Source organism: Hydrogenovibrio sp., from assembly GCF_965140365.1.
Taxonomy (GTDB): Bacteria; Pseudomonadota; Gammaproteobacteria; order Thiomicrospirales; family Thiomicrospiraceae; genus Hydrogenovibrio.
Genome location: NZ_OZ223196.1, coordinates 1,067,824 through 1,089,710 on the forward strand (window position 1 = coordinate 1,067,824; position 21,887 = coordinate 1,089,710).

Sequence of the window (21,887 nt, forward strand, 5' to 3'; positions counted from 1 at the left end):
GTTTTGAGGTTTGTTTACGGTTGGACTAGTTGGTTTTTTGGTAATCTTGCAGCGTTGCAAACCAGTCATCGAAAAGTGCGGGCGTGGTGGCTGCTACCGCAGAGCGTTTCACCACTTCCGAAACCAGAACGCTGTCACCATTCAGGCTGGCGCTTTTGCCGCCGGCTTCGTTTAGAATCAGCCAGCCCGCCGCGTAATCCCAAATGTTTTGAGCGCCATGACAATAAAGTTGGCCGCGCCCAGCGGCAATCCAACACCAGTCTAATGCCACAGAGCCGATGCTGCGTTGCGATGCGTAAGGCGGTTTCAGCACCAGTTCAGTCGATAGGGGCGCCTGCAAACGCTTGAAGTCCACTAGCCCGATGCATTTTTTCAGTTCCGTTTTCGCGGTTTGGGCAATCAGTGTACGATCATTTAACTCCGCGCCAAGCCCTTTGCGGGCGGCGAACAGCTCATCGCGGTCCGGGTCGTAGACCAGGCCCAGTTTGACGTCGCCTTGCATGATTAAGGCCAGTGATACGCTGTAAACCGGGATGTCGCTGGCGAAGTTGCTGGTACCGTCAACGGGATCGAGTATCCAGCAACCGTTATCGGAGGCGAGAGCATCTTTCTGTTCTTGGGCGGAAGATTCTTCGCCCAAAAAGGTGAACTGGGGCCAGTGCGCGTTCAGAAACGCTTCGGTAGCCTTTTGCATTTCGGTATCCGCCTCGGTCAGCACCGAACCATCCGCCTTGGTAGAGGCATCCACATGGCGGAAGCGTGGCAGCACTTCTTGCCGGGCCAGTTGTTTCATGCCGTTTTTCAGTTTTCGCCAGGCCTGGTCGTTTTCAAAAATAAAAGACATAACATTCCTTGTTTATTTGAAGCGCAGCGTCGGGTCAGCCTGCGTCAGTTTCACTTTTTCAATGGCGTGTTTGGAGGTTTCGGTGACCTCCAAAATATAATTACCGACCTTCAGGCAGGTGCCAACTTCCGGCAAGGTTTCCAATTCTTCCTGAATCAAACCGTTCAGGGTCTTTGGCCCGTCGGTCGGCAATTCAAACTGGTAGGTTTTATTCACGTCTCGAATAAACTCCGAGGCGTCGAATGTAATGGAACCGTCCTGATGCATGGCCACTTTGGTATAGGCCTTCTCTCGGGTGTCGGTGCTGAATTTGCCGACGATTTCCTCCAGCAGGTCTTCCAGAGTCAGCAAGCCTTGCAGGTTGCCGTATTCGTCCACAATCAACGCCATATGGCGTTTGTGTTTATTAAAGCTGGAAAGCTGGATGTTTAAGGTGGTGGTTTCCGGGATGAAATAGCCCGGACGGGTCGCCTTGATAATGTCTTTCAATGACAGGTCGGGTTTGGTCAGCAACGGCAGCGCTTTACGCAGGTTGATCACCCCGAGTAAGTCCTCATCCAGGTTTTCGCGATACACCGGAATGCGTGTGAAGGGTGACTTAAGAATTTTCTTAACGATTTCCTCCATCGGCTCATTGACATCGATGGCGTAAATGTCCTGTTTCGGAATCATCACGTCTTCCACGGTGATGCTTTCCAATTGCATGATGCCGTTGAGCATGGTGCGATATTGTTTTGGTAATCGACCGGTGGCTTCGTTAATCAGTGTTTGCAATTCTTCGCGGCTTAACGCATGGTCGTCTGCTTCCGTATCCGTGACTTTGACGCCGAACAGGCGCAGAAAGTTATTGGCAAAAAAGTTTACCAGCCAAACCAGTGGCGACAGTAGCTTTAATAATGGTTCCAAGACATAAGCGGCCGGGTAAGCGATTTTTTCCGGATACAGCGCGGCTAAGGTTTTAGGGGCGACTTCGGAAAAGACCAAGATGACCAGTGTCAGTATCCCGGCAGCGAGGGCAATACCGGCTTCACCAATCAAGCGCATGGCTATGATGGTGGCGACGGAAGACGCGAAGATATTGACGAAGTTATTACCCAGCAGAATAACGCCCAGCAAACGATCCGGGGATTCCAGGAGTTTTTGGGCTTTGATGGCGCCTTTGTGACCTTCTTTGACACGGTGCTTCAGGCGGTATTTGTTCAAGGCCATCATTCCGGTTTCGGAACTTGAGAAGATGGCGGAAAGAATGATGAGTAAGGCTAAGATCCCGAAAAGGACCGAAATGGGAATACTGTTCAAGATGATTCTTTTGGGTAGTTAATCGAAAGGAAATTATAGCGATTCTGAGCGGGTTACGCCATGACATTTTTACGACAATAGACACCAAGGACCGAAGTGCCGATACCTCGCGTTACTCTTTGCGTTGATCTTGGTTTCGGTCGTTTTAGCCCTTGGCGTGCATCATGAAGTTCAGAACGATTTCCGTACCGATGTAACTCAAAATCAGTAGGAAATACGCCCAGATGGTGTAATAGGCCGCTTTCTGGCCGCGCCAACCGAACTGAAAGTGCCCAAAAATCAACAGGCCGTAGGTGAGCCAGGCCAGAATGGCGAAGAAGGTTTTATGCACCAAATGTTGCGCGAAAATGTCTTCCATAAAGAAGACGCCGCTTAAGAGCGCAAAGCTCAGGAAAATAAAACCGATGATCACCAATTGAATCAGGGTTTTTTCCATGATTTGCAACGGGGGTAGGTTCTTAAAGACAATGCTCAGTTGGCGCTTTTGGAAACGTCTTTCCTGAATGGCGTACAAGGTGGCTTGTGCCGCCGCCAGCCCCATGATGCTGTAAGCGGTGATGGAAATCAGGATGTGGCTGCCCAGCGCCAAAGGCAACGGCTGGAAGCTGGAATTGATAAAAGGTAATAAAGTAGTTAACGCCGCCAAGGGGAAAATAAAGATACCGAGGTTTTCGGTGGCTTTATTGATGTTGGTAATCAGCAGAATGACCACGGCAATCCACGAAATAAGCGACAGCCCGGTACCGAAACGGAACATAATCATGCCGTCACTGAACAAGTGCCCGGAAAAGGAAACTAAGTGCACAACGGCCGCCAGTGCGGCAATCAGCAATAATTTGTGGCGGTTGAAGTTCGCTGCCTCAGTCTCGTCACTTTTAAAGCGTTGCCACAGGATATGGGTGGCATACAGGTAGAGCAAACTGGAAAAAAGTGCGATGAAAACGCTGATGGTCATTCTAATCCTTCCGGTTTTGAGTGATCGCCGGGCCGTTGCTTTGGCTGAAAAAATCCAATGAAAATCCCGTGCTATCTTAGATATTTGGTGACTAAAGCCGTATAATATCGAAAATCAGAATTAAATGAAACGAAATTCAGCATAATTCCTTAAAGCCCGCCGCTTTCAACCTTTACCGGTGGGCGAAATGGAAGTCAGTTGCCACGAATTCGTATAGGGAAAAACTATGTTTGATAATCTATCGGATCGTCTGTCCAAATCGTTTAAAGCGATTACCGGTCAAGGACGTTTAACGGAATCCAATATCAAAGACGCTTTGCGCGATGTTCGCCGGGCCTTGTTGGAAGCGGATGTGGCCTTGCCAGTGGTGAAAACCTTCATTGACAAGGTGCAGGAAAGAGCCATCGGTCAGGAAGTGTCCACCAGCTTGAATCCGGGCCAAGCGTTTATCAAGATTGTACGCGAGCAGTTAACCGACGTGATGGGCCAAGAAGCGGCGCCCCTGAATTTCAATGTCGAACCGCCAGCGGTCATTATGATGGCCGGTTTGCAAGGGGCGGGTAAAACCACCTCGGTCGGCAAGTTGGCGCGCTGGTTGAAAGAGCGTGAAAAGAAAAAAGTCATGGTGGTGTCGGCGGACGTTTATCGCCCGGCCGCCATTAAGCAGTTGGAAACGCTGGCCGAACAGATTGATGTGGTGTTTTATCCGTCTTCTGCCGACCAGGATCCGGTGGATATTGCCAATAATGCACGAGCGGAAGCACGTAAACAGTTTGTGGATGTATTGATTCTCGACACCGCCGGTCGTTTGCATATTGACGATGACATGATGCAGGAAATTCAACGCCTGCACGCCGCGGTTAAACCGGTGGAAACCCTGTTTGTGGTGGATGCCATGACCGGTCAGGATGCCGCGAATACCGCGAAAGCGTTTGATGAAGCCTTGCCGTTGACCGGTGTGATTTTGACTAAAACCGACGGGGATGCCCGCGGTGGTGCGGCCTTGTCGATTCGAGAAATCACCGGCAAGCCCATTAAGTTTATCGGGGCCGGTGAAAAAACCGAAGCGTTGGAACCTTTCCATCCGGATCGTATGGCCGGGCGCATTCTGGGCATGGGTGACGTGCTCAGCTTGATTGAAGAAGCCGAAACCAAGATCGATCAAAAGAAAGCCGCCAAATTTGCCAAGAAAATTCAAAAATCCGGTCAATTCGATTTGGAAGATTTCTTGGAACAATTGCAGCAGATCAACCAAATGGGTGGCGTTGGCGGCCTGATGGGGAAATTGCCGGGCATGGGGCAAATCAAAGAGCAAGTGAATAATCAGGCGATGGAAAAGGACTTCAAACGCTTGGAAGCGATTATCTATTCCATGACGCCGCAGGAACGAGCTCATCCGGCGATTATCAAAGGCTCGCGTAAAAAGCGTATTGCGGCCGGGTCGGGGACGTCGGTGCAGGACATCAATAAATTGATGAAGCAATTCACGCAAATGCAGAAAATGATGAAAAAGGTCTCCAAAGGCGGCATGAAAAACATGATGCGCGGCATGGCAGGCAAAATGCCGCCGGGCATGGGTGGAATGTTGCCACCGGGGATGCGTTAAGTCTTTTTCGGAAGTTGTGACACCAATATAAAAAAACCGCCAGGCCTGGCGGTTTTTTTATGTCTGAAACATTGCGCCGGGTTTAGTCGGTTTGTTTGGACTGTTTTCGAGCGTGTTTGACGGCGTACATTTTTTCGTCGGCGGCATTCAGCAAACTGTCTGCGTCATGGCCGTCTTCGCCATAACAGCTGTAACCGACACTGGCGCGTACTTCAATTCGGTTTTGTTTGATTTGCATCGGCTTTTCGATCACTTCTTCGATGCGGCGGACAATGTGTTCAATGTCGGCGCGGTTCATTTGCCCGCTGAGTAAGATGGCGAACTCGTCACCTCCCAAACGGAACAGCACGTCATTGGCGCGCAGCAGGTGTTGGACGCGCTTGACGCTGATTTTCAAGACTTCGTCTCCAGTCTGGTGCCCATATTGATCGTTGATGGGTTTGAATTCGTCCAAGTCGATAAAGATGAAAGCGGCATCTTTGTCATGTGTGAAGGTTTCTTGGGTGATATTGTCCAAAGACGTACGGTTGTAAGCGCCGGTGAGCTGGTCGAAATAAGCCTGAGATAAAAGGGCCTGTCGCTGTTTATAACGGCTTAGGGCGTTCTGATACAGCAGAAACAGGCTGATGCTGCTTAAGATGATTAACAACCCGGCAATTAACACATAGCGAACCTGCATGGAACCGATGGCTTCATCCAGAGTGGCCTTGGGTAGATAGGTCACCAGTTTCCAGTTATTGAATTCCGGCGTGAAAGCGGACAGCGAAAAGGTTTGATTGAGTTTGTCATTGGCGCGTTTGATGCTATCGAAATCAATGGTCTCAAAATTGAAAATGCCTTCCGGATGCTCTAAACGACCACTTTTTTGGCTGGATATCACCTTCCAGACGTCCGGAAAGGACTTGCTGAATTTGGTGTCTTTGTGTTCCGGGAACATGAAACCCCATTCCAAATCCGGGCGTGGGGCTTTAATCCAGTAACCGGCTTGATTCAACAGCATGAGTTGGACATTGCCTTGGCTGTATTTACTGAGAACATTGATGAGTTCCCGCGCCAGGTAGTTGACGATGACGACGGACGTAATCTGGTTGTTGTGGTCGTAAACCGGTGTCGCAAAGCGCATCATGGGTTTGTATGGGCGTTCGATTTGGCCATGCTCGATATTGAGGTCGATCGGACTGATGTAAATGTGGCCTTTCGGCACTTCCAGGGCTTCCTGGTAATAGTAGCGATGCCGTTTGTCCTGTAATTGGCTTGGCGGCACGGCGTAAGGGCCTTCTTGGGTTTGGTTGATGCGGATTTTCTCCATGCCGCTTGGGCTGAGTATACGCAGTTGATCGTAAACGGGTTTGATGGCGGAAATGTTTTCCAGCAGTCGCTTGGTTTGCAACATGGCCAGGCTGGGCGAGCTTTCCAGGTAGTCTTTGTGCATTTTGGCGATGAATAAAGTGTCCTGAATCACATCACTGACCAGGTGAGCCAATTCTTCCAAAATGACATCCAGTTTGGACGGCGAGATGGATTCGGTAGAGTGGATGAAAACCTGTTTATCTTTTTGGTAATAATGCCACGACAAACTTGTGATGGTGACGATTAACGCCGCCATGCCGAGTAACAGGCCCCGTTGAATGCGCCGAAGAGTGTTTTGCTCAGCTCGGGTTTGTCTTGAAATGATGAGGTGAGATTTCATACGAAAATATACGTGCAACCGGTTGTTTTATTGTTGTTTTTTTGAATTTATAGTCTTTATTATACCGCCGAACCGGCGCGGCGGTTTGGGTTTTTCCGGCCTGGCCTGGGCGGGATTAATCTTTTAGAGAGCTTTGCACGAGTAGGACGCGAAGAAAAAATGAGAGAAAATTTGGCTGATTGAGGCGGAAAACGCAGCTAATAGCGAGCTATTAGCCAGTTTTTCAACAAAAATCAGACGGATTTTAGCCATTTTTACTCGTGTAACTATCTCGAGCAAAGCTCTCTTTTAAGCTGATTATCGGCCAGTTACGTTTTTGGGCATAAGCGGCCAGCGTCTCATCACAATCCACGGCGACTGGGTTTTCCACAATGTCCAGCAATGGAATGTCGTTCCGTGAATCGGAGTAAAAGTAACTCCCGGATAAGTCATGGTGGTTGCAAATCAACCATTCGTTCAAACGCGTGACTTTGCCTTCTTGGAAAGAGGGCGTACCAGCCACGTTACCGGTATAACGGTTGTTTTTCATTTCAGGGTCGGTGCCGATCAGGTTTTCAATGCCGTAAAGTTCGGCAATCGGACGGGTGACGAAACTGTTGGTGGCCGTAATAATCAGTAAAGTATCGCCTTTGGCGCGGTGTTCGTCCACCAGTGACTGGGCTTTAGGTTGGTAAATAGGCTGAATGACGGTGTCCATGAATTCGCGGTGCCAAGCATTCAGCGTTTCCATATCGTATTTGGACAAGGGAGCCAACGAAAAATGTTGGTAGGCCATGATATCAAGCGTGCCGTTTTTATAATCTTCGTAGAACTGGTCGTTTTGGGTCTGGTAGTGGGTTTTATCCACGATGCCTTTTTCGATCAAAAATTGGCCCCAAAGGTAGTCACTGTCGCCATTAATTAAAGTGTGATCCAGGTCAAAGATTGCTAAAGCCATAATTTCATTAAGTTTATTTAAATTAAAAAAGAAGCGCCATTGTAGCTTATTTCAGCGTTTCTTCTGAAGTTAATTTGCCGGAATGGTCGGGGTTCTGACGCCCAAAAACAAAGAAAACCGTGTCTGGAGAAGTGGGCTTGGACACCTTTTCGACATTTTAGAGACAAAGCTTTGCGAAAAGAGATTGAAACAAAAGGCGTTTTCTTGCAATAATTAACACTATTGAATATTGAAAAATAAAAAGAATACCAAAGGGTCAACCGTGATTGATGAAGAGGGATACCGCTTAAATGTGGGTATCATAATCGTAAATAAAGAAGGAAAGCTGTTTTGGGGAAAGCGTATGCACCAGGAAGCTTGGCAGTTTCCGCAAGGCGGTGTGCGTGAAAATGAAACACCGCAACAGGCCGTTTTCCGCGAGCTGAAAGAAGAGGTTGGCTTGGAGCCTTCGGATGTCCGCGTATTGGGCCGAACGCAGGATTGGTTGTCTTATGATTTGCCAAAACATTTGATTCGCCATTACAGTCAACCGGTGTGTATCGGACAAAAGCAAATCTGGTTTATGCTGGGAATGTTGAGTGACGAAGACAAAATTGACTTGAACACCCATGAAACGCCTGAATTTGAAGGCTGGAGCTGGGTGGACTATTGGCTACCGGTGCAGAATGTGGTGGAGTTCAAACAGTCGGTTTACCAGCGCGCTTTAACCGAGCTGGAAGAACACCTTAATACTTTCTGGATCAAAGAACACGTCTGATCTCTCTCTTTTTCTTCTTTTCTGTATTGACAGACCCGCCTTTAATTTGTTCCCGTGCCGGGAACATTTTTCTGAACAGTTTCGCATTTAAATCAAAATATTACTGACATTCCGCAGTCGGTTGCCGCCAAGAAGGCGCTTAAAGCGCATCCTTCGTTAGGAAAACTAGGTAAAAAATGTTATGATGCCAGCGCATTTAATTTGAACGAGTGTAGTGTGATAACTACATCACAGGGTGACCTATGTCCCCAAGCCTGAAAAGTTCAGACGTTTTGGAAATACTAAGTAGCTGGAAACCAAAATGGATTTTGTTGGCGGTAGACGTAAGAACTACGTTCTACTGAGTGGCTTCAGGAAAACCCAGCCCCTGAAGCAGGTTTGAACCAACCAAAGAGGTTAATTTTTATGAACGATAAGTTCGTTGATCAGGATCCACAAGAAACACAAGAATGGATCGATGCACTGGAGGCGGTCGTCTCTTTCGAAGGCTCCGACAAGGCGCAACATATTATTGGCTCCTTGATCGAAAAAGCCCGTGTCCACGGAATTGATATTCCGTATTCGGCAAACACCCCCTATATCAACACCATTGCACCGGAAGAACAGAGCAATTATCCGGGCGATGTCGGCCTGGAACGCAAGCTCCGCGCTTTATTGCGTTGGAATGCGATGGCAATGGTGGCCAGAGCCAACAAATCCACCAGCGTTGGGGGGCATATCGCCTCTTACGCGTCCAGTTGCACACTCTATGAAGTGGGCATGAACCACTTCTTTAAAGGGCCGAAGCACGAACAAGGTGCCGATATGGTGTTCTTCCAAGGGCACACCGCGCCGGGGATGTATGCGCGTTCCTTTATGGAAGGGCGTTTGGATGTGGATCAATTGCATAACTTCCGTCAGGAAGTGGACGGCAACGGCTTATCGTCTTACCCTCACCCTTGGTTGATGCAGGACTACTGGCAGTTCCCAACCGTTTCCATGGGCCTGGGGCCTTTGATGGCCATTTACCAAGCCCGTTTCATGAAATACATGCAAGCACGCGGCCTGTCTGAAACCCAAGGGCGTAAAGTCTGGGCTTTCCTGGGTGACGGTGAAATGGACGAACCGGAATCCCGTGGTGCCTTGCAGTTAGCGAAACGTGAAAACCTGGACAACCTTATTTTCGTCATCAACTGTAACCTTCAGCGTCTGGACGGGCCGGTTCGAGGCAATGACAAAATCATTCAAGAACTGGAAGGGGTTTTCCGTGGTGCCGGCTGGAATGTCATCAAAGTCATCTGGGGCTCCGGCTGGGATCGTTTGCTGGCCAAAGACACCACCGGTAAACTGATTGAGCGTATGGGCGAAGTCGTGGACGGTGAGTACCAGGCTTACAAAGCTAAAGACGGTGCTTTCGTACGCGAACACTTCTTCGGTAAATACCCGGAAACCGCTGATTTGGTCAAAGACATGACCGACGATGAAATCTTCCGTCTGACGCGCGGCGGCCACTCGCCACGTAAGATTTACAACGCTTACAAGCGCGCGACCGAAACCCAAGGACAACCAACCGTTATTTTGGCCAAAACCATCAAAGGTTACGGTATGGGCAAATACGGTGAAGCGGCCAACACCGCTCACCAGCAAAAGAAACTGGACTTAGACGGCTTGAAATATTTCCGTGACCGTTTCTCGGTGCCGGTTTCCGACGAAGAACTGGAAAAAGACATTCCGTTCCACCGTCCGGACGAAAACTCCGATATCATCAAATACATGAAAGAACGTCGTGAACTCCTGGGCGGTGAACTGCCTGTGCGTCAGGATCATGCCGAGCCATTGCCAGTTCCTGATTTGTCGGCGTTTAAAATGCTGACCGAAGGCACCGAAGATCGTGAAATGTCCACGACCATGGCGTTCGTTCGCATCATCTCCATTCTGTTGCGTGACAAGAAAATCGGGCCACGTTGTGTGCCGATTATTCCGGATGAAGCACGTACTTTCGGTATGGAAGGTTTGTTCCGTCAGGTGGGTATTTATGACCCGGCCGGACAGCTTTATGAGCCAATGGATTCCGACCAGTTGATGTGGTACAAGGAAACGGCCAACGGACAGGTGTTCCAAGAAGGCATCAACGAAGCCGGTGCCATGTCCAACTGGATTGCAGCGGCCACCGCTTACGCCAACTACGGTGTGAGCATGGTGCCTTTCTATATTTACTACTCCATGTTCGGTTATCAGCGTATCGGTGACTTGGCGTGGGCGGCCGGGGATTCCCGCGCACGTGGTTTCCTGATGGGCGGAACTGCCGGTCGTACCACGCTGGAAGGCGAAGGCTTGCAGCACCAAGACGGTCATAACCTGATTCAATTCGACCAGGTTCCGAACTGTATTTCCTACGACCCGACATTCGCTTATGAAATGGCGGTCATCATCCGTGACGGTATTCGTCGTATGTTCCATGATAAGGAAGACGTTTACTACTACATCACGTGTATGAACGAAAACTACTCGCACCCGGCCATGCCGGATGGATCGGAAGAAGGCATCCTGAAAGGGCTGTACTCCTTCAAAAAATCCGATGCGAAGCACAAAAACAAAGTACAACTCATGGGCTCCGGCACCATCTTCCGCGAAGTTATTGCGGCGGCGGAAATGCTGGAATCCGAATGGGATGTCGCCGCGGATATCTGGGCGGCTCCAAGTTTCAACCTGTTGCGTCGCGACGGTATTGAAACCGCACGCTGGAATGCGTTGCACCCAACCGAGACACAAAAACTGTCTTACTGTGAAGCCACTTTATCTGGTTCGGAAGGACCATTTATTGCGGCCACCGACTATATTCGCGATTACCCAAACCGTATCCGCGAATATGTTCCAGGTGAATTCTATGTACTCGGGACCGACGGCTTCGGACGTTCCGATACACGTGAACAACTGCGTAAGTTCTTCGAAGTGGACCGCTACTACGTTGTCGTGGAATCTTTGAAAGCGTTGGCCGATGCGGGCAGCATCAAGCCGGACGTTGTTCAGAAAGCAATTGAGAAATACGGGATTGATAGTGAAAAACCCTACCCGGTTCATGCTTGATTACACGTGTCGATAAGACATGGGTCGTGAAAACGGCCTAAAGAATTCACATTCGGTTCGCAACAGGCGAGCCGAATCCAAAAAGGAATAGAATAATGGCTACACAGCAAATTAATATCCCGGATATAGGTGATTTTGATTCCGTCGAAGTCATCGAAGTATTGGTTGCCGAAGGGGATGTGGTCGCGGTTGACGATTCTCTGGTAACGTTGGAGTCGGACAAAGCCACGATGGAAATTCCATCTCCGGTGTCCGGTAAAGTGACCAAAGTCACGGTTAAAGTGGGTGACAGTGTCGCGGAAGGCGATTACATTCTCGACATCGAAGCCGATGACGCGGCCGCGGAAGAAGCCCCTAAAGAAGCTCCGAAAGCCGACGCGAAAAAAGAAGAACCCGCTAAAAAAGCGCCAAAAGCCGAAAAAACAGCGCCAGCACCGCAAGAAACCAAAGCACCAGCGCCTAATGTGCCGTCCGTGCCGAAGCCGGTTAATGCTCAGTCCATGGGCGCGGCTTATCACGCGTCGCCATCGGTGCGTGCCTTTGCGCGTAAGTTGGGCGTGGACCTGAATGCCGTCACCGGCACCGGGCCAAAAGGTCGCATCCAGCAAAACGACGTCGAAGCCATGATCAAATCGGTCATGCAAGGTTCGACCGCGGCTTCCGGCCAGCCACAAGGCGGCGCGGGCATTCCATCCGTTCCGGAAATCGATTTCAGCCAATTCGGCGAAACCGAAACCGTCGAACTGGGCCGCATCAAGAAAATCTCCGGCAAGTTCCTGCAAACCTCTTGGTTGAATGTGCCGCACGTCACGCAATTTGACGAAAGCGACATCACTGAAATGGATGCTTTCCGTAAGAGCATGAAAGCGCAGGCCGAAAAAGTCGGTGTCAAATTGACGCCGCTGGTTTTCGTCATGAAAGCCGTGGTCAAAGCCTTGCAGGAATTCCCGAACTTCAACGCCTCCTTGTCGCCGGACGGTCAGTCCATTATCAAGAAGCATTATTACAACATCGGTGTCGCTGTCGATACGCCGAACGGCTTGGTCGTTCCAGTCGTGCGCGATGTTGATCAAAAAGGTATCTTCGATTTGTCCAAAGACCTGATGGAACTGTCCGCCAAAGCACGTGACGGTAAACTGACCCCGGCGGATATGTCCGGCGGCTGTTTCACCATCTCCAGCTTGGGTGGCATCGGCGGCACGCAATTCACGCCAATCGTCAATGCACCGGAAGTCGCCATCATGGGCTTGTCTAAAGCCAGGATGCAACCGGTCTGGAACGGTGCAGAATTTGAACCGCGTCTGGTGATGCCGTTCAGCGTGTCTTACGACCATCGCGTTATCGACGGGGCGGAAGGCGTGCGCTTCACCACCACCGTTGGTCAATACCTGACCGATCTACGTCAGTTGATTCTGTAATTGGGAGAAATGTATGAGTAAAGTAGTGGATATTCTCATTCCCGATATCGGTGATTTTGCTGAAGTAGACGTCATTGAAGTATTGGTCGCCGCCGGGGACGAAGTCATTCAGGACGATTCCTTGCTGACTTTGGAATCCGACAAAGCGACCATGGAAATCCCGGCGCCGTTCGCCGGTAAGGTGACCGAAGTCAATATCAACGTCGGAGACAAGGTTAAGGAAGGTTCCGTCGTCGGGAAAATCGAAATCGCCGACGAAGAAACCGTTTCTTCCAATGTCGAAGAAAGCGTTACACCAGACGAAAATCCGGACGAAACCCCTGAAGAAAAAGCCCCGGAAGCGCCAGCGGCCGTCGTCGCCAGCGACTTACCGGAGGCCGACATTCAGTGCGGAGTCTTGGTGCTGGGCTCCGGCCCGGGCGGTTATACCGCCGCTTTCCGCGCCGCTGATTTGGGCAAAAAAGTGGTGATGATCGAGCGTTATTCCTCCATCGGTGGAGTGTGCTTGAACGTGGGTTGTATCCCATCCAAAGCCTTGTTGCACATGTCCGTGGTGTTGAACGAAACCCGCGAAATGGGCGCGCACGGCATCACCTTCGCCGAACCGGAAATCGACCTTAACAAAATGCGTGATTACAAAGATTCCGTGATCGGCAAGTTGACCGGTGGTTTGGCAGGCCTGGCCAAAGCGCGTAATGTGCAAGTGGTGCAAGGTTACGGCAAATTCAGCTCCGCCAACACCGTCACGGTCGAACTGGCCGAGGGCGGCACCCAAACCATCGCGTTTGAAAACGCCATTATCGCCGCCGGTTCCCGCGTGGTGAAACTGCCGTTTATTCCGCATGACGATCCGCGCGTGATGGATTCCACCGATGCGTTGGAACTGGAAGAAGTGCCGAATCGCATGTTGGTCATCGGCGGCGGTATTATCGGGCTGGAAATGGCGCAGGTATACGATTCTCTAGGAGCGAATGTCACCATTGTGGAATTGGCCGACAACATCATTCCCGGCGCGGATAAAGACATCGTCCGCCCGTTGTTGAAGCAAATCAAAAAGAAATACGAAAACATCTACCTCGGTTCCAAGGTCACCAATGTGGAAGCCACGGACGCAGGCTTGGTCGTTTCCTTCGAAGGCAAAGGCTGCCCGGAAACCGATACGTTTGACCGCATTCTGGTCGCCGTCGGTCGTGCACCGAACGGCAAGTTGATTGACGCCGAAAAAGCCGGTGTCGTCGTCAACGACAGGGGCTTTATCGAAGTGGACGAACGCCAGAAAACCAATGTGGACCACATCTACGCCATCGGCGATATCGTCGGGCAACCGATGTTGGCCCACAAAGCCGTGCATGAAGGCAAAGTGGCCGCGGAAGTCATTAACGGCATGCCAAGCGCCTTTACGCCAATGGGCATTCCATCCGTCGCCTATACCGACCCGGAAGTCGCTTGGGCCGGTAAAACCGAAGACGAGTTGAAAGCCGAAGGCATCGAATACGAAAAAGGCGCTTTCCCTTGGGCCGCGTCTGGCCGTAGCTTGAGCTTGGGCCGTGACGAAGGCATGACCAAAGCTCTGTTCTGTGCCGAGACGCATCGCCTGTTAGGCTGCGGAATCGTCGGCCCGAATGCCGGTGAACTGGTCGCCGAAGCCATGCTCGCCATCGAAATGGGCGCCGACATGCAAGACATCGGTCTCACCATTCATCCGCACCCAACGCTCAGCGAAACGCTCTGTTTCGCCGCGGAAATGGCGGAAGGTACGATTACGGACTTGATGCCGCCTAAAAAGAAAAAGTGATCTGAAATAGATAACTTCTCTTTGTTAATAAAAACCCGCACCTTAAAAGTCGCGGGTTTTTTATTAATTAAAATACTATTATTTTAATGGAGTTTGATTTCAGTGATATTGGACAGAATCAAAAAAGAGCAAAATACGCTCATTTTAATGGGTGGCTTCAAAGTTTAGAGAGATTAGAAAATGGAGCAGTTTGAAGTGATTCAGGTGCAAACCGATCCAAAGTTATTTGATGGAATCCAGTCGATTCTCAATGAGGTAAAACCTTTTATCACTAGCCCATCAACGTTGACCGATCCTTATGAAATATTATCCTATCTTCGTGCGCAAAGTGACGAGGGAGTGTTTGTTGGTGCGATGATTGATTTGAATGTCTTTACGACCTTAGTAAAGCTAGGTAACGACCAAGACATACAGGGGCATGACAATGATAAGATTGCTTGCGCCTTAATGTATTTTTTTATTTTGAGCGGCATACCGGTTGAGCCTAATATTGCGCTTTATGAAAGAGCGCAAAAATCCAGTCATCAGCAGGCACTTGATGAATTAGAATTTTTTAGAAAGGCTGATAATGTTGAACCTGATATCTATGCAGAAATCGCATTGGGACAAAGAAGTAATTTGCGAGATGCTATAAGAATTCCAAGACCGACCATTGTGAATGAGGTGCCAGATGATGAATTTTCAAAAAAACTGAATCACTGGAAGTTAAATTATTTGTATTTAATGAAAGTAGCGGAGATTGAGCGCACTAATGGTTTGTCTGGACAAGAAAAAATCAAAGCATTTATTCAATGGATGCAGAAAGAAATGCTTTTGAATAATGTAGTCACTCATTTTGTATCCATGTATTTTAGCCCTTCTCGCGAATCTGGAATGCTAAAAGGTATTGGCTCAGATAACCCTGTCAAGTTAAAAGATGGGATTCAAAATGCCGCTTGGGATTTAACTTATTTGCGTACATGGCAAAATAATTATCGAAGTAACGAACCTCATGATGTTTGGTTATTTTCAACACGAGATAAAGCCCTGCATAAACTAGCCAATCACTTTTTTATTAAAGAGCTTGATGCGCTTTTTACGCCTTACTGGGATGAGGAAAAGGCTACAGATTTATGCAAGTTTTACAAAACGATAGCAGATCAAGTTCATGCCTCTAAAGATAGGGAAAGTCGTAGTCAAATGGTTTTTAATAATCTTGATAGCTTTATTGCTGAATATGAACAAAAAATTGGTTTGGTCTCGCACTTATAACTAAAGGGGGCAGAACAAAAGGGGGCAGACTCGATTGATTTTTTTATACTTTAACTTATGAATCCAGAGAACCTAAAAAAACTCGTTGAAGTCACGATGCCTTACGGAAAATACAAAGGGCGGATTATTGCGGATTTGCCAGGAAATTACCTGAATTGGTTTGCGCGTGAGGGCTTTCCATCGGGTAATTTAGGGCAGTTATTGGCGCTTATGCATGAGTTGGATCACAATGGTTTAAAGCACTTACTTGATCCGTTAAGAAAATCATAAATCTACCAGGTAGGGAGTGCTCTTGTCACGTGTGTTTCGACTAGAATGAAGAATATATGATTAATTTTTCAAACTTACTCCGCGCCTGGAATACCCAAGACGACTTTAAACGTGTTTTAAACATGGAATTGCAGCAGTTAGATAGATCACAACTGCCTTTGCAACAAGGGTTGGCGGTGAGCAGTCGTGTGGCGGATAGTGACATCAGTTTTATGCTGCTCAAAGCTGAGGAAACCGAACAAGCTTTGTTTTTGACCATTTTGGTGTTTTATAGCGGTATTGTGGTAGGTGACTGTTGCGCAGACGACCCGACGCCTGTTTGCGAACAACCTGAGCAATGCACCCTCAGATTGACCATTCATAAGCCTGATGGGGAAGCCAACGTTACCTTGCTTGCCGAAGATGAATAATCAGGACAGAACTTAAAATTTTTAAGTTATTGAAAAAAGTTCAATCAATGTAGGCTCAATCAATGGGGGTCAGCTCGATTGATTTAGCGCTTCGTTCGCCGATATTAAAAACGACCAGGCCTGGTCGTTTTGTGTATTTGGGTTCGCAAAGAAAGATAGTGTTTATTGGCGTATGGAATGCTCTGAGAATCGTTGCACATGATAGCCGCTCCCAACCAAGGAGTGAAACGAGAAGTGTTTCCTGACATCGAGATGTTTTACAATCCGAAACGTGGGCATACCTTTCGTGCCCGTATCTCACCAGTGGAGTTTGCAAAGCGGTATGTTGAGAATCAAAAAAGTGGCCAGAAACTCAGCCTTTACCATAACGATTTAATCGAAGGTGTTTTGTGCGATATTTATTAATACTTTTTTCCAGTGTTGTCATATCAGGGTGTGTCGGAGATTCTGAACAGGGCATCTCGAACCAGGAAGTTTCAGACGGCACTTCTGTTGATTCAAGAGGGGAACTGCTTGGAACGGATTCTGATAACAATGGCGTTAGAGATGACATTGATTCGTACATTTTAGACAATTATTCCGAACCTAAAAGAGATGCAGTGAGACAGGTTGCCCGGGCTTTTCAAAATGTTCTTACCGTCGATAGATTTGACACTGAGGCTCTAGATCAAGCAAGCTCAGACCAATTTAAAGCCATTGTTTGCGCTACAGAAGTATATGGTTCTGATAGGGCTGGAGCTTTCAAAATGATAGAGGTAATGGAAGCCCTAACAACGAACTCTCAGGAAAGGTTGTCGGCCTATATTGATTACACATCAGCCAGAAGCGGTAGTGTTTCATCTTACCCTGAAGGGGGTACCTGTGAATAAAACCAATGGGTCAGGCTCGATTGATTTGGCACTCCGTTAGCCGATATTCAAAACGACCAGGCCTGGTTATTTTGGGTACATGAAAAAGCCCGCTATATGCGGGCTTATTGTTAGACCGGCGTTGGTTGCTCTGATTTTATTAATGGTTTCCGTTAGATGGATACGACTTCTTGGCGTGTTTCCGGGTGTTCCGGGTCCATATCTTTGATTAAATCCCAACCATTGAATTTGTCCATGGCTTGTTTAACATAGGCATATTCCACCAAATCGTTGGTGACAAAATCACTGTCTAAATTGTTTAAAAATGTCTTGTCGCCGCTAACCAACGTGGTTTTCAATTCATCAACAATCAGTTTCGTGGCTGATGGATACGGCCAGGGGTTAAAGTCAATACGTTTACCACTCCATTCTGGATGCTTGATGGCATCGGGCGTTTCATAATGGCTTGGATCATAATCCGTCATGGCTTTCAGGACGACATCTGCCTTCATCGGCAAATAACGTTTGCCTTCACGAGAAAGCATTTTTGCGACCTCTTCTTTATTTTGTTGCGCATATAGTTCGGCACGAACAATCGCATTCGTGACCTTTTGAGACCATTCCGGACGTTCTTTGGTATCTTTTTCATGCATGCATACAACACAACATGGATGGTTTTTCCAAATATCACCTGTGAAGCGCAACATTTTCGCACCGGCAAGCATTTCTCCCGCGGCATTAAAAGGTTCTGCAACAATATAGGCATCAATTTTTTTCGCCGCCAGGGCAGGGGGCATATCTGGCGGTGGCATGATTTGTAGGTTCACCTGGTTGGGTTTCAATGGTTTTTGTTGGGCCTGAATCACCGGTTCCAAGCCGGCATTTTTTAAGGCCATTTGTAAAATAACATTGTGCATTGAATACCAGTATGGAACGGCAACTTGTTTTCCGCCCATTTGTTCAAATTCGGTGATTCCGGTGTGTTTTCCGACCACCATGCCGGAACCGTTGGTGTGCGCCCAGGCCGTGATTTTGACTGGAAAGTTATTGTTATATCGCATCCAAACCGGAATGGGCTTTAAAAAATGAACCAAATTAAACTTACCGGCGGCAAAGCCTTCAATTAAAGGAGACCAGCCCCGGATTAATGTCGGCTTTTCAGCTTTTAATCCTTCTTCTTCAAAAAAGCCCATGCCATGAGCCACTAATAACGCTGTTGCATCGGTAATCGGTAAATACCCAATTCTAACCACCTCATCCTTGGGAGGTGTTATATCCGCTAGCGCGTTGCCCGGCAAACTCATCGCCGCGGCTAAACCACCGGCGGTGGCCATGGAATCCAAAATAAATTCACGGCGTCCTTTTTCAGCATTAAACATATAATCGAAATCCGAGATATCATCATTCCAATCAAATTTGTTGTCAGTCATAAAAACTCCTAAAAATTAGTAAAGTAAAACTTACACATCACTCCGCGTTGAGAGATGGCCTCTCTGAATGTTGTCTGGCCATGCGGCTTTGCATTTAGGACGTTAAAATTACCGTTAACTGTTTTTCAGTTGAAAGGGCGACTAGGCGCTATTTATTTGGATGTTTTGTTCATAAACGGTTATGGGCTTGCTTGGGTAGAGTTTCCTTTTATCGCTTGTGTTGTGAACAACTCTTAGAGAATACCTAGTTATTATGTAATGTTATAACATTACACATACCATTTATGGTTTTTATAACCTTTTCAATAGGTTGCCAGATAAAGGCAGTGTTTTTACTAAAATTTTTGCTATTAATTAAGTGACATTTGACAACAAAGGTGTGCAATTTGTTGATCTTTAGTTACAAATTCTGGAGATAACGATTACGGACTTGGTGCCACCTAAGAAAAAGAAATAACTAGGCCTGATTATTTTTAAAACAAAACCCGCATAAGCGGGTTTTTTGATTCCGTGATGGATGATTAGCCATTCATAAACGGGTAATCTGTGTAGCCTTTTTCATCACTGGTGTAGAAGGTATCTTGATCTGGAGTATTCAATTCAGCGCCCGCTTTGATGCGTGCCGGTAAATCCGGGTTGGCGAGGAAGCCGGTGCCAAAGGCCACCGAGTCTGCCAGCCCTTGCTCAATCACATCTGCGGCTTCTTTGGCGGTGTAACCCATATTGACCATTAAGTGGCCTTGAAAATGTTCCCGCGCGACCGGAAGAATATCCGCTTGTTGTTGGCCGAAAAAGTCCGCGCGCATGACATGAAGATAAGCCAAGTTGAATGAGTTGAGGTGTTTGGCCAGGAAAGCCATCCAGTTGACCGGGTCGCTGTCTTTCATGCTGTTAAAGCTGTTGAGCGGGGATAAACGTAACCCGACCTTGTCGCTGCCGATTTCGTCGGTCACGGCTTGCAATATTTCGGTCAAAAATCGGGCGCGATTTTCCAGTGAACCGCCGTATTCATCGGTTCTTTGATTGGCGCTGTCTCGCAGGAATTGGTCAATCAAATAGCCATTGGCACCGTGGACTTCCACGCCGTCAAACCCGGCTTCAATGGCATTGGCCGCGCCTTGACGGAAGTCATTCACAATCTCGGCAATTTCGGCTTTGGTCAGTTCGTGGGCCACTGTGTAAGGTTTTTTGCCTTCCGGCGTGTGGGTTTCATCATCAATGGCCAGAGCGCTGGCACTAACGGCTTCTTTGCCGTTGTTGAGCAATGGGTGGGCGGCACGACCGGCATGCCAGATTTGCAGAAAGATTTTGCCATCGGCTTGATGCACCGCGTCGGTGGTTTTTTTCCAGCCATCGATTTGTGCTTGCGAGTAAATGCCAGGGTCATTACCAAACGCGGACGTCTGCAGGGTGACCATGGTGCATTCGCTGATAATCAATCCGGCGCTGGCTCTTTGCGAGTAGTATTCCGCCATTAAGTCGTTCGGTAAATGATCGATGGCACGGCATCGTGTCAAAGGTGCCATGATAAAACGGTTGGCTAAGGTCAAGTGGCCCAGTTGAACGGGCTGAAATAACGCAGCGGTATCTGTGGACATGGTTTGTTCCTTAATTGTTGACTGAAAATAGGTGACGATCATTCGGATAATTCGATTAAGCTATTCTAAAACCATTTGACCGAATCGTTTTTGCCATTTGAGCAAAACACAGTTCAGTAAAGTATTAAAACCCCATTAAAATCCTATTAACGTTCAAGGGGTAGATTTGATTGCTTGAGCACTTTATTTGGAAATTACGGATACATTCAGGTTAAATATCATAAACGATATGAGAGACCTTTATGAAAATCCTAGCCTTGAGTTTGTCTGTTATTGGCGTATTTTCCATTCAAACCTTTTCGGTTAATGCGCACGCCAGCGAGCAGGCGCTCGTTAAAAAATCGAATGCGCCTCATTACTCTTTACGCAAATACGCACACGTGCATACGTTTTACGATTTAACGGCGGAAGAGGCGGTTAAAATCGGTTTGAAAGATAATATTCCACCGGCGGCGATATTGGCGATTGCGGGTTGGGAGTCCGGTTATGGGCAAGGCTATGTGGCGCAGATTACCGGCAATATTATGAGCTTGGGTGCGCGGAAGGGCGAGCCTGAGTTACCGCCGTTGACCTTGCCGAGAAATCGAGTCACCAATCAGATTATGATTGATATCGACAAGGCGAAACGTCTGCCGAAAGATGAGGTGGTTTGGCAAAAAAGACCGCCGAGTTTGAAAAAAGATTATCGCCCGAAACCTTATGCGGGAACGGCCAATAATCTGTTGTATTTCAGAAATCATCCGCAAGCGTTAAAGCGGGCGTATGCAAATGTAATGCGGGATTTTTCCAGCAGTTGGATCAGTGACAAGTCCAAAGTGCCGGTGTTTTTGAAAGCGGCGGAGAACATGGACAAGCTGGTGAAACGTGACGGAAAAACGGCGTTATTGAACTGTCAGGTGGCGAAAGGTTTTGTGAAAAGTATTGGCGGTCAACCGAGAAGTTTTAACACCCGCCCGGCGTGGATTACGCACGTGAATAAAGTCATGGATAATGCGGGCTTGTGTCAGTTAACACAAGACGTCTATAAGGGTGAAAGCTTTAAACTGGCGTGGTTGCGTTAAGCGCATCCGCTTGCCGTCGATTTTGTGGCATTTTGAAAAATATTGAAAAACCACCAGGCCTGGTGGTTTTTTTATGTCAGGCGTTTTAAAGTTCAAACGCTCCCATGATGCTGTCGACGTTTTGCCGGTTCAGATCTTTACCCAGAAACACTTTGATTTTGTTCAGGGTTGAATCACTGAGGTTGTCTTTAATTTGAGCGTGAATGGGTTTGGAAATGGAAACATAGAGTTTGCCGGGATGCTGTTTGGCGAAGTGGTTGATGAATTCCGCCAGGCTGTCGATTAGGCGGGTTTCCCGTTCCATTCCGCTTTTGGTTTCGAAGGTGCTGTGGCCGCCCGCCACGGAATTGGAATAATCGCCGGCCTTGTCGCTATAAATTTCAGACAGTTTGGCGTGGCCTTCGATATTGTCAATAGATTGATAGTTCTGTAAAGAGTTGGTTTTTTGTTCTGTTTGCTGGACTGAAAAGACTTTCATGCTTCCTAAGTCCGCAAGGATAGCATAGCCGATCGTGGTGCTCATAATCACCTCCTTTGAGTTGGTGTGAATAAGACAATAAAAAGGCTAAAAGAATCATCTGCTTTCTATTCTAATCAAATCGAGTCAGACCACAATATAAATGATATTAACCATCACCGAAATGGGCTCGAT

Annotated in this window: 18 protein-coding genes; 10 read left to right on the forward strand and 8 right to left on the reverse strand. The window is 47.9% G+C overall.

Annotation, left to right across the window (positions count from 1 at the left end; translation table 11 throughout):
* Positions 1-25: 25 nt before the first annotated feature.
* From AC0KH7_RS05060 to AC0KH7_RS05070, 3 genes are all read right to left on the reverse strand, one after another.
* Positions 26-844: an inositol monophosphatase family protein gene (locus tag AC0KH7_RS05060; RefSeq protein WP_472371290.1), complete on the reverse strand. Its 819-nt coding sequence runs from the start codon at positions 842-844 to the stop codon at positions 26-28.
* A 12-nt stretch (positions 845-856) separates the two neighbouring features.
* Positions 857-2,143: an HlyC/CorC family transporter gene (locus tag AC0KH7_RS05065; RefSeq protein WP_472371292.1), complete on the reverse strand. Its 1,287-nt coding sequence runs from the start codon at positions 2,141-2,143 to the stop codon at positions 857-859.
* 145 nt (positions 2,144-2,288) lie between these two features.
* Positions 2,289-3,098, reverse strand: a complete 810-nt coding sequence (locus AC0KH7_RS05070; RefSeq protein ID WP_472357579.1) for a cytochrome C assembly family protein — start codon at positions 3,096-3,098, stop codon at positions 2,289-2,291.
* Between the two features lie 226 nt (positions 3,099-3,324).
* Between AC0KH7_RS05070 and ffh the strand changes: the two genes are divergently transcribed.
* Complete coding sequence (gene ffh / locus AC0KH7_RS05075) at positions 3,325-4,704, forward strand: signal recognition particle protein (RefSeq protein WP_472371294.1); 1,380 nt, start codon at positions 3,325-3,327, stop codon at positions 4,702-4,704.
* Positions 4,705-4,786: 82 nt separating this feature from the next.
* Here ffh and AC0KH7_RS05080 read toward each other — a convergent pair whose 3' ends face one another.
* Together AC0KH7_RS05080 and AC0KH7_RS05085 are read right to left on the reverse strand one after the other, a co-directional pair.
* The gene (locus tag AC0KH7_RS05080) at positions 4,787-6,394 is read right to left on the reverse strand and encodes a GGDEF domain-containing protein (protein WP_472371296.1); all 1,608 of its coding nucleotides are present in this window, start codon (positions 6,392-6,394) and stop codon (positions 4,787-4,789) included.
* Between the two features lie 244 nt (positions 6,395-6,638).
* Positions 6,639-7,331, reverse strand: a complete 693-nt coding sequence (locus AC0KH7_RS05085) for a histidinol-phosphatase (protein WP_472371297.1) — start codon at positions 7,329-7,331, stop codon at positions 6,639-6,641.
* A gap of 262 nt (positions 7,332-7,593) precedes the next feature.
* Between AC0KH7_RS05085 and AC0KH7_RS05090 the strand changes: the two genes are divergently transcribed.
* From AC0KH7_RS05090 to AC0KH7_RS05125, 8 genes are all read left to right on the forward strand, one after another.
* Positions 7,594-8,088 carry an RNA pyrophosphohydrolase gene (locus AC0KH7_RS05090; protein ID WP_472371299.1) on the forward strand — a complete coding sequence of 165 codons (495 nt, stop codon included), beginning with the start codon at positions 7,594-7,596 and terminating at the stop codon, positions 8,086-8,088.
* Between the two features lie 405 nt (positions 8,089-8,493).
* Positions 8,494-11,154 carry a pyruvate dehydrogenase (acetyl-transferring), homodimeric type gene (gene aceE / locus AC0KH7_RS05095; RefSeq protein ID WP_472371301.1) on the forward strand — a complete coding sequence of 887 codons (2,661 nt, stop codon included), beginning with the start codon at positions 8,494-8,496 and terminating at the stop codon, positions 11,152-11,154.
* Between the two features lie 50 nt (positions 11,155-11,204).
* Entirely contained in the window at positions 11,205-12,572 is a 1,368-nt protein-coding gene (aceF, locus tag AC0KH7_RS05100) for a dihydrolipoyllysine-residue acetyltransferase (RefSeq protein ID WP_472373788.1), read from the forward strand.
* A gap of 13 nt (positions 12,573-12,585) precedes the next feature.
* Entirely contained in the window at positions 12,586-14,367 is a 1,782-nt protein-coding gene (lpdA, locus tag AC0KH7_RS05105) for a dihydrolipoyl dehydrogenase (protein WP_472371303.1), read from the forward strand.
* A gap of 180 nt (positions 14,368-14,547) precedes the next feature.
* Positions 14,548-15,618 (forward strand): hypothetical protein, encoded by a 1,071-nt coding sequence (locus tag AC0KH7_RS05110; protein ID WP_472371305.1) that lies wholly within the window; start codon positions 14,548-14,550, stop codon positions 15,616-15,618.
* Between the two features lie 57 nt (positions 15,619-15,675).
* Positions 15,676-15,888 (forward strand): DUF3820 family protein, encoded by a 213-nt coding sequence (locus tag AC0KH7_RS05115; protein ID WP_472371307.1) that lies wholly within the window; start codon positions 15,676-15,678, stop codon positions 15,886-15,888.
* Between the two features lie 56 nt (positions 15,889-15,944).
* Positions 15,945-16,298, forward strand: coding sequence for a hypothetical protein (locus tag AC0KH7_RS05120; RefSeq protein ID WP_472371309.1), 354 nt, complete (start codon positions 15,945-15,947; stop codon positions 16,296-16,298).
* Positions 16,299-16,687: 389 nt separating this feature from the next.
* A complete protein-coding gene (locus tag AC0KH7_RS05125) occupies positions 16,688-17,167 on the forward strand; it encodes a hypothetical protein (protein WP_472371311.1) in 480 nt (159 codons plus the stop codon).
* Positions 17,168-17,319: 152 nt separating this feature from the next.
* On the opposite strand, the gene AC0KH7_RS05130 is transcribed toward AC0KH7_RS05125, so the two are convergent.
* Both AC0KH7_RS05130 and AC0KH7_RS05135 read right to left on the reverse strand, forming a co-directional pair.
* Entirely contained in the window at positions 17,320-18,576 is a 1,257-nt protein-coding gene (locus AC0KH7_RS05130) for an ABC transporter substrate-binding protein (protein ID WP_472371313.1), read from the reverse strand.
* A gap of 521 nt (positions 18,577-19,097) precedes the next feature.
* Positions 19,098-20,174: an alkene reductase gene (locus AC0KH7_RS05135; RefSeq protein ID WP_472371315.1), complete on the reverse strand. Its 1,077-nt coding sequence runs from the start codon at positions 20,172-20,174 to the stop codon at positions 19,098-19,100.
* 242 nt (positions 20,175-20,416) lie between these two features.
* Here AC0KH7_RS05135 and AC0KH7_RS05140 point away from each other — a divergent pair, with 242 nt between their 5' ends.
* Entirely contained in the window at positions 20,417-21,235 is an 819-nt protein-coding gene (locus tag AC0KH7_RS05140) for a hypothetical protein (RefSeq protein ID WP_472371317.1), read from the forward strand.
* A gap of 85 nt (positions 21,236-21,320) precedes the next feature.
* Here the strand turns inward: AC0KH7_RS05140 and AC0KH7_RS05145 are convergent, their stop codons facing one another.
* Positions 21,321-21,758 carry a host attachment protein gene (locus AC0KH7_RS05145; RefSeq protein WP_472371319.1) on the reverse strand — a complete coding sequence of 146 codons (438 nt, stop codon included), beginning with the start codon at positions 21,756-21,758 and terminating at the stop codon, positions 21,321-21,323.
* Positions 21,759-21,887: the final 129 nt, after the last annotated feature.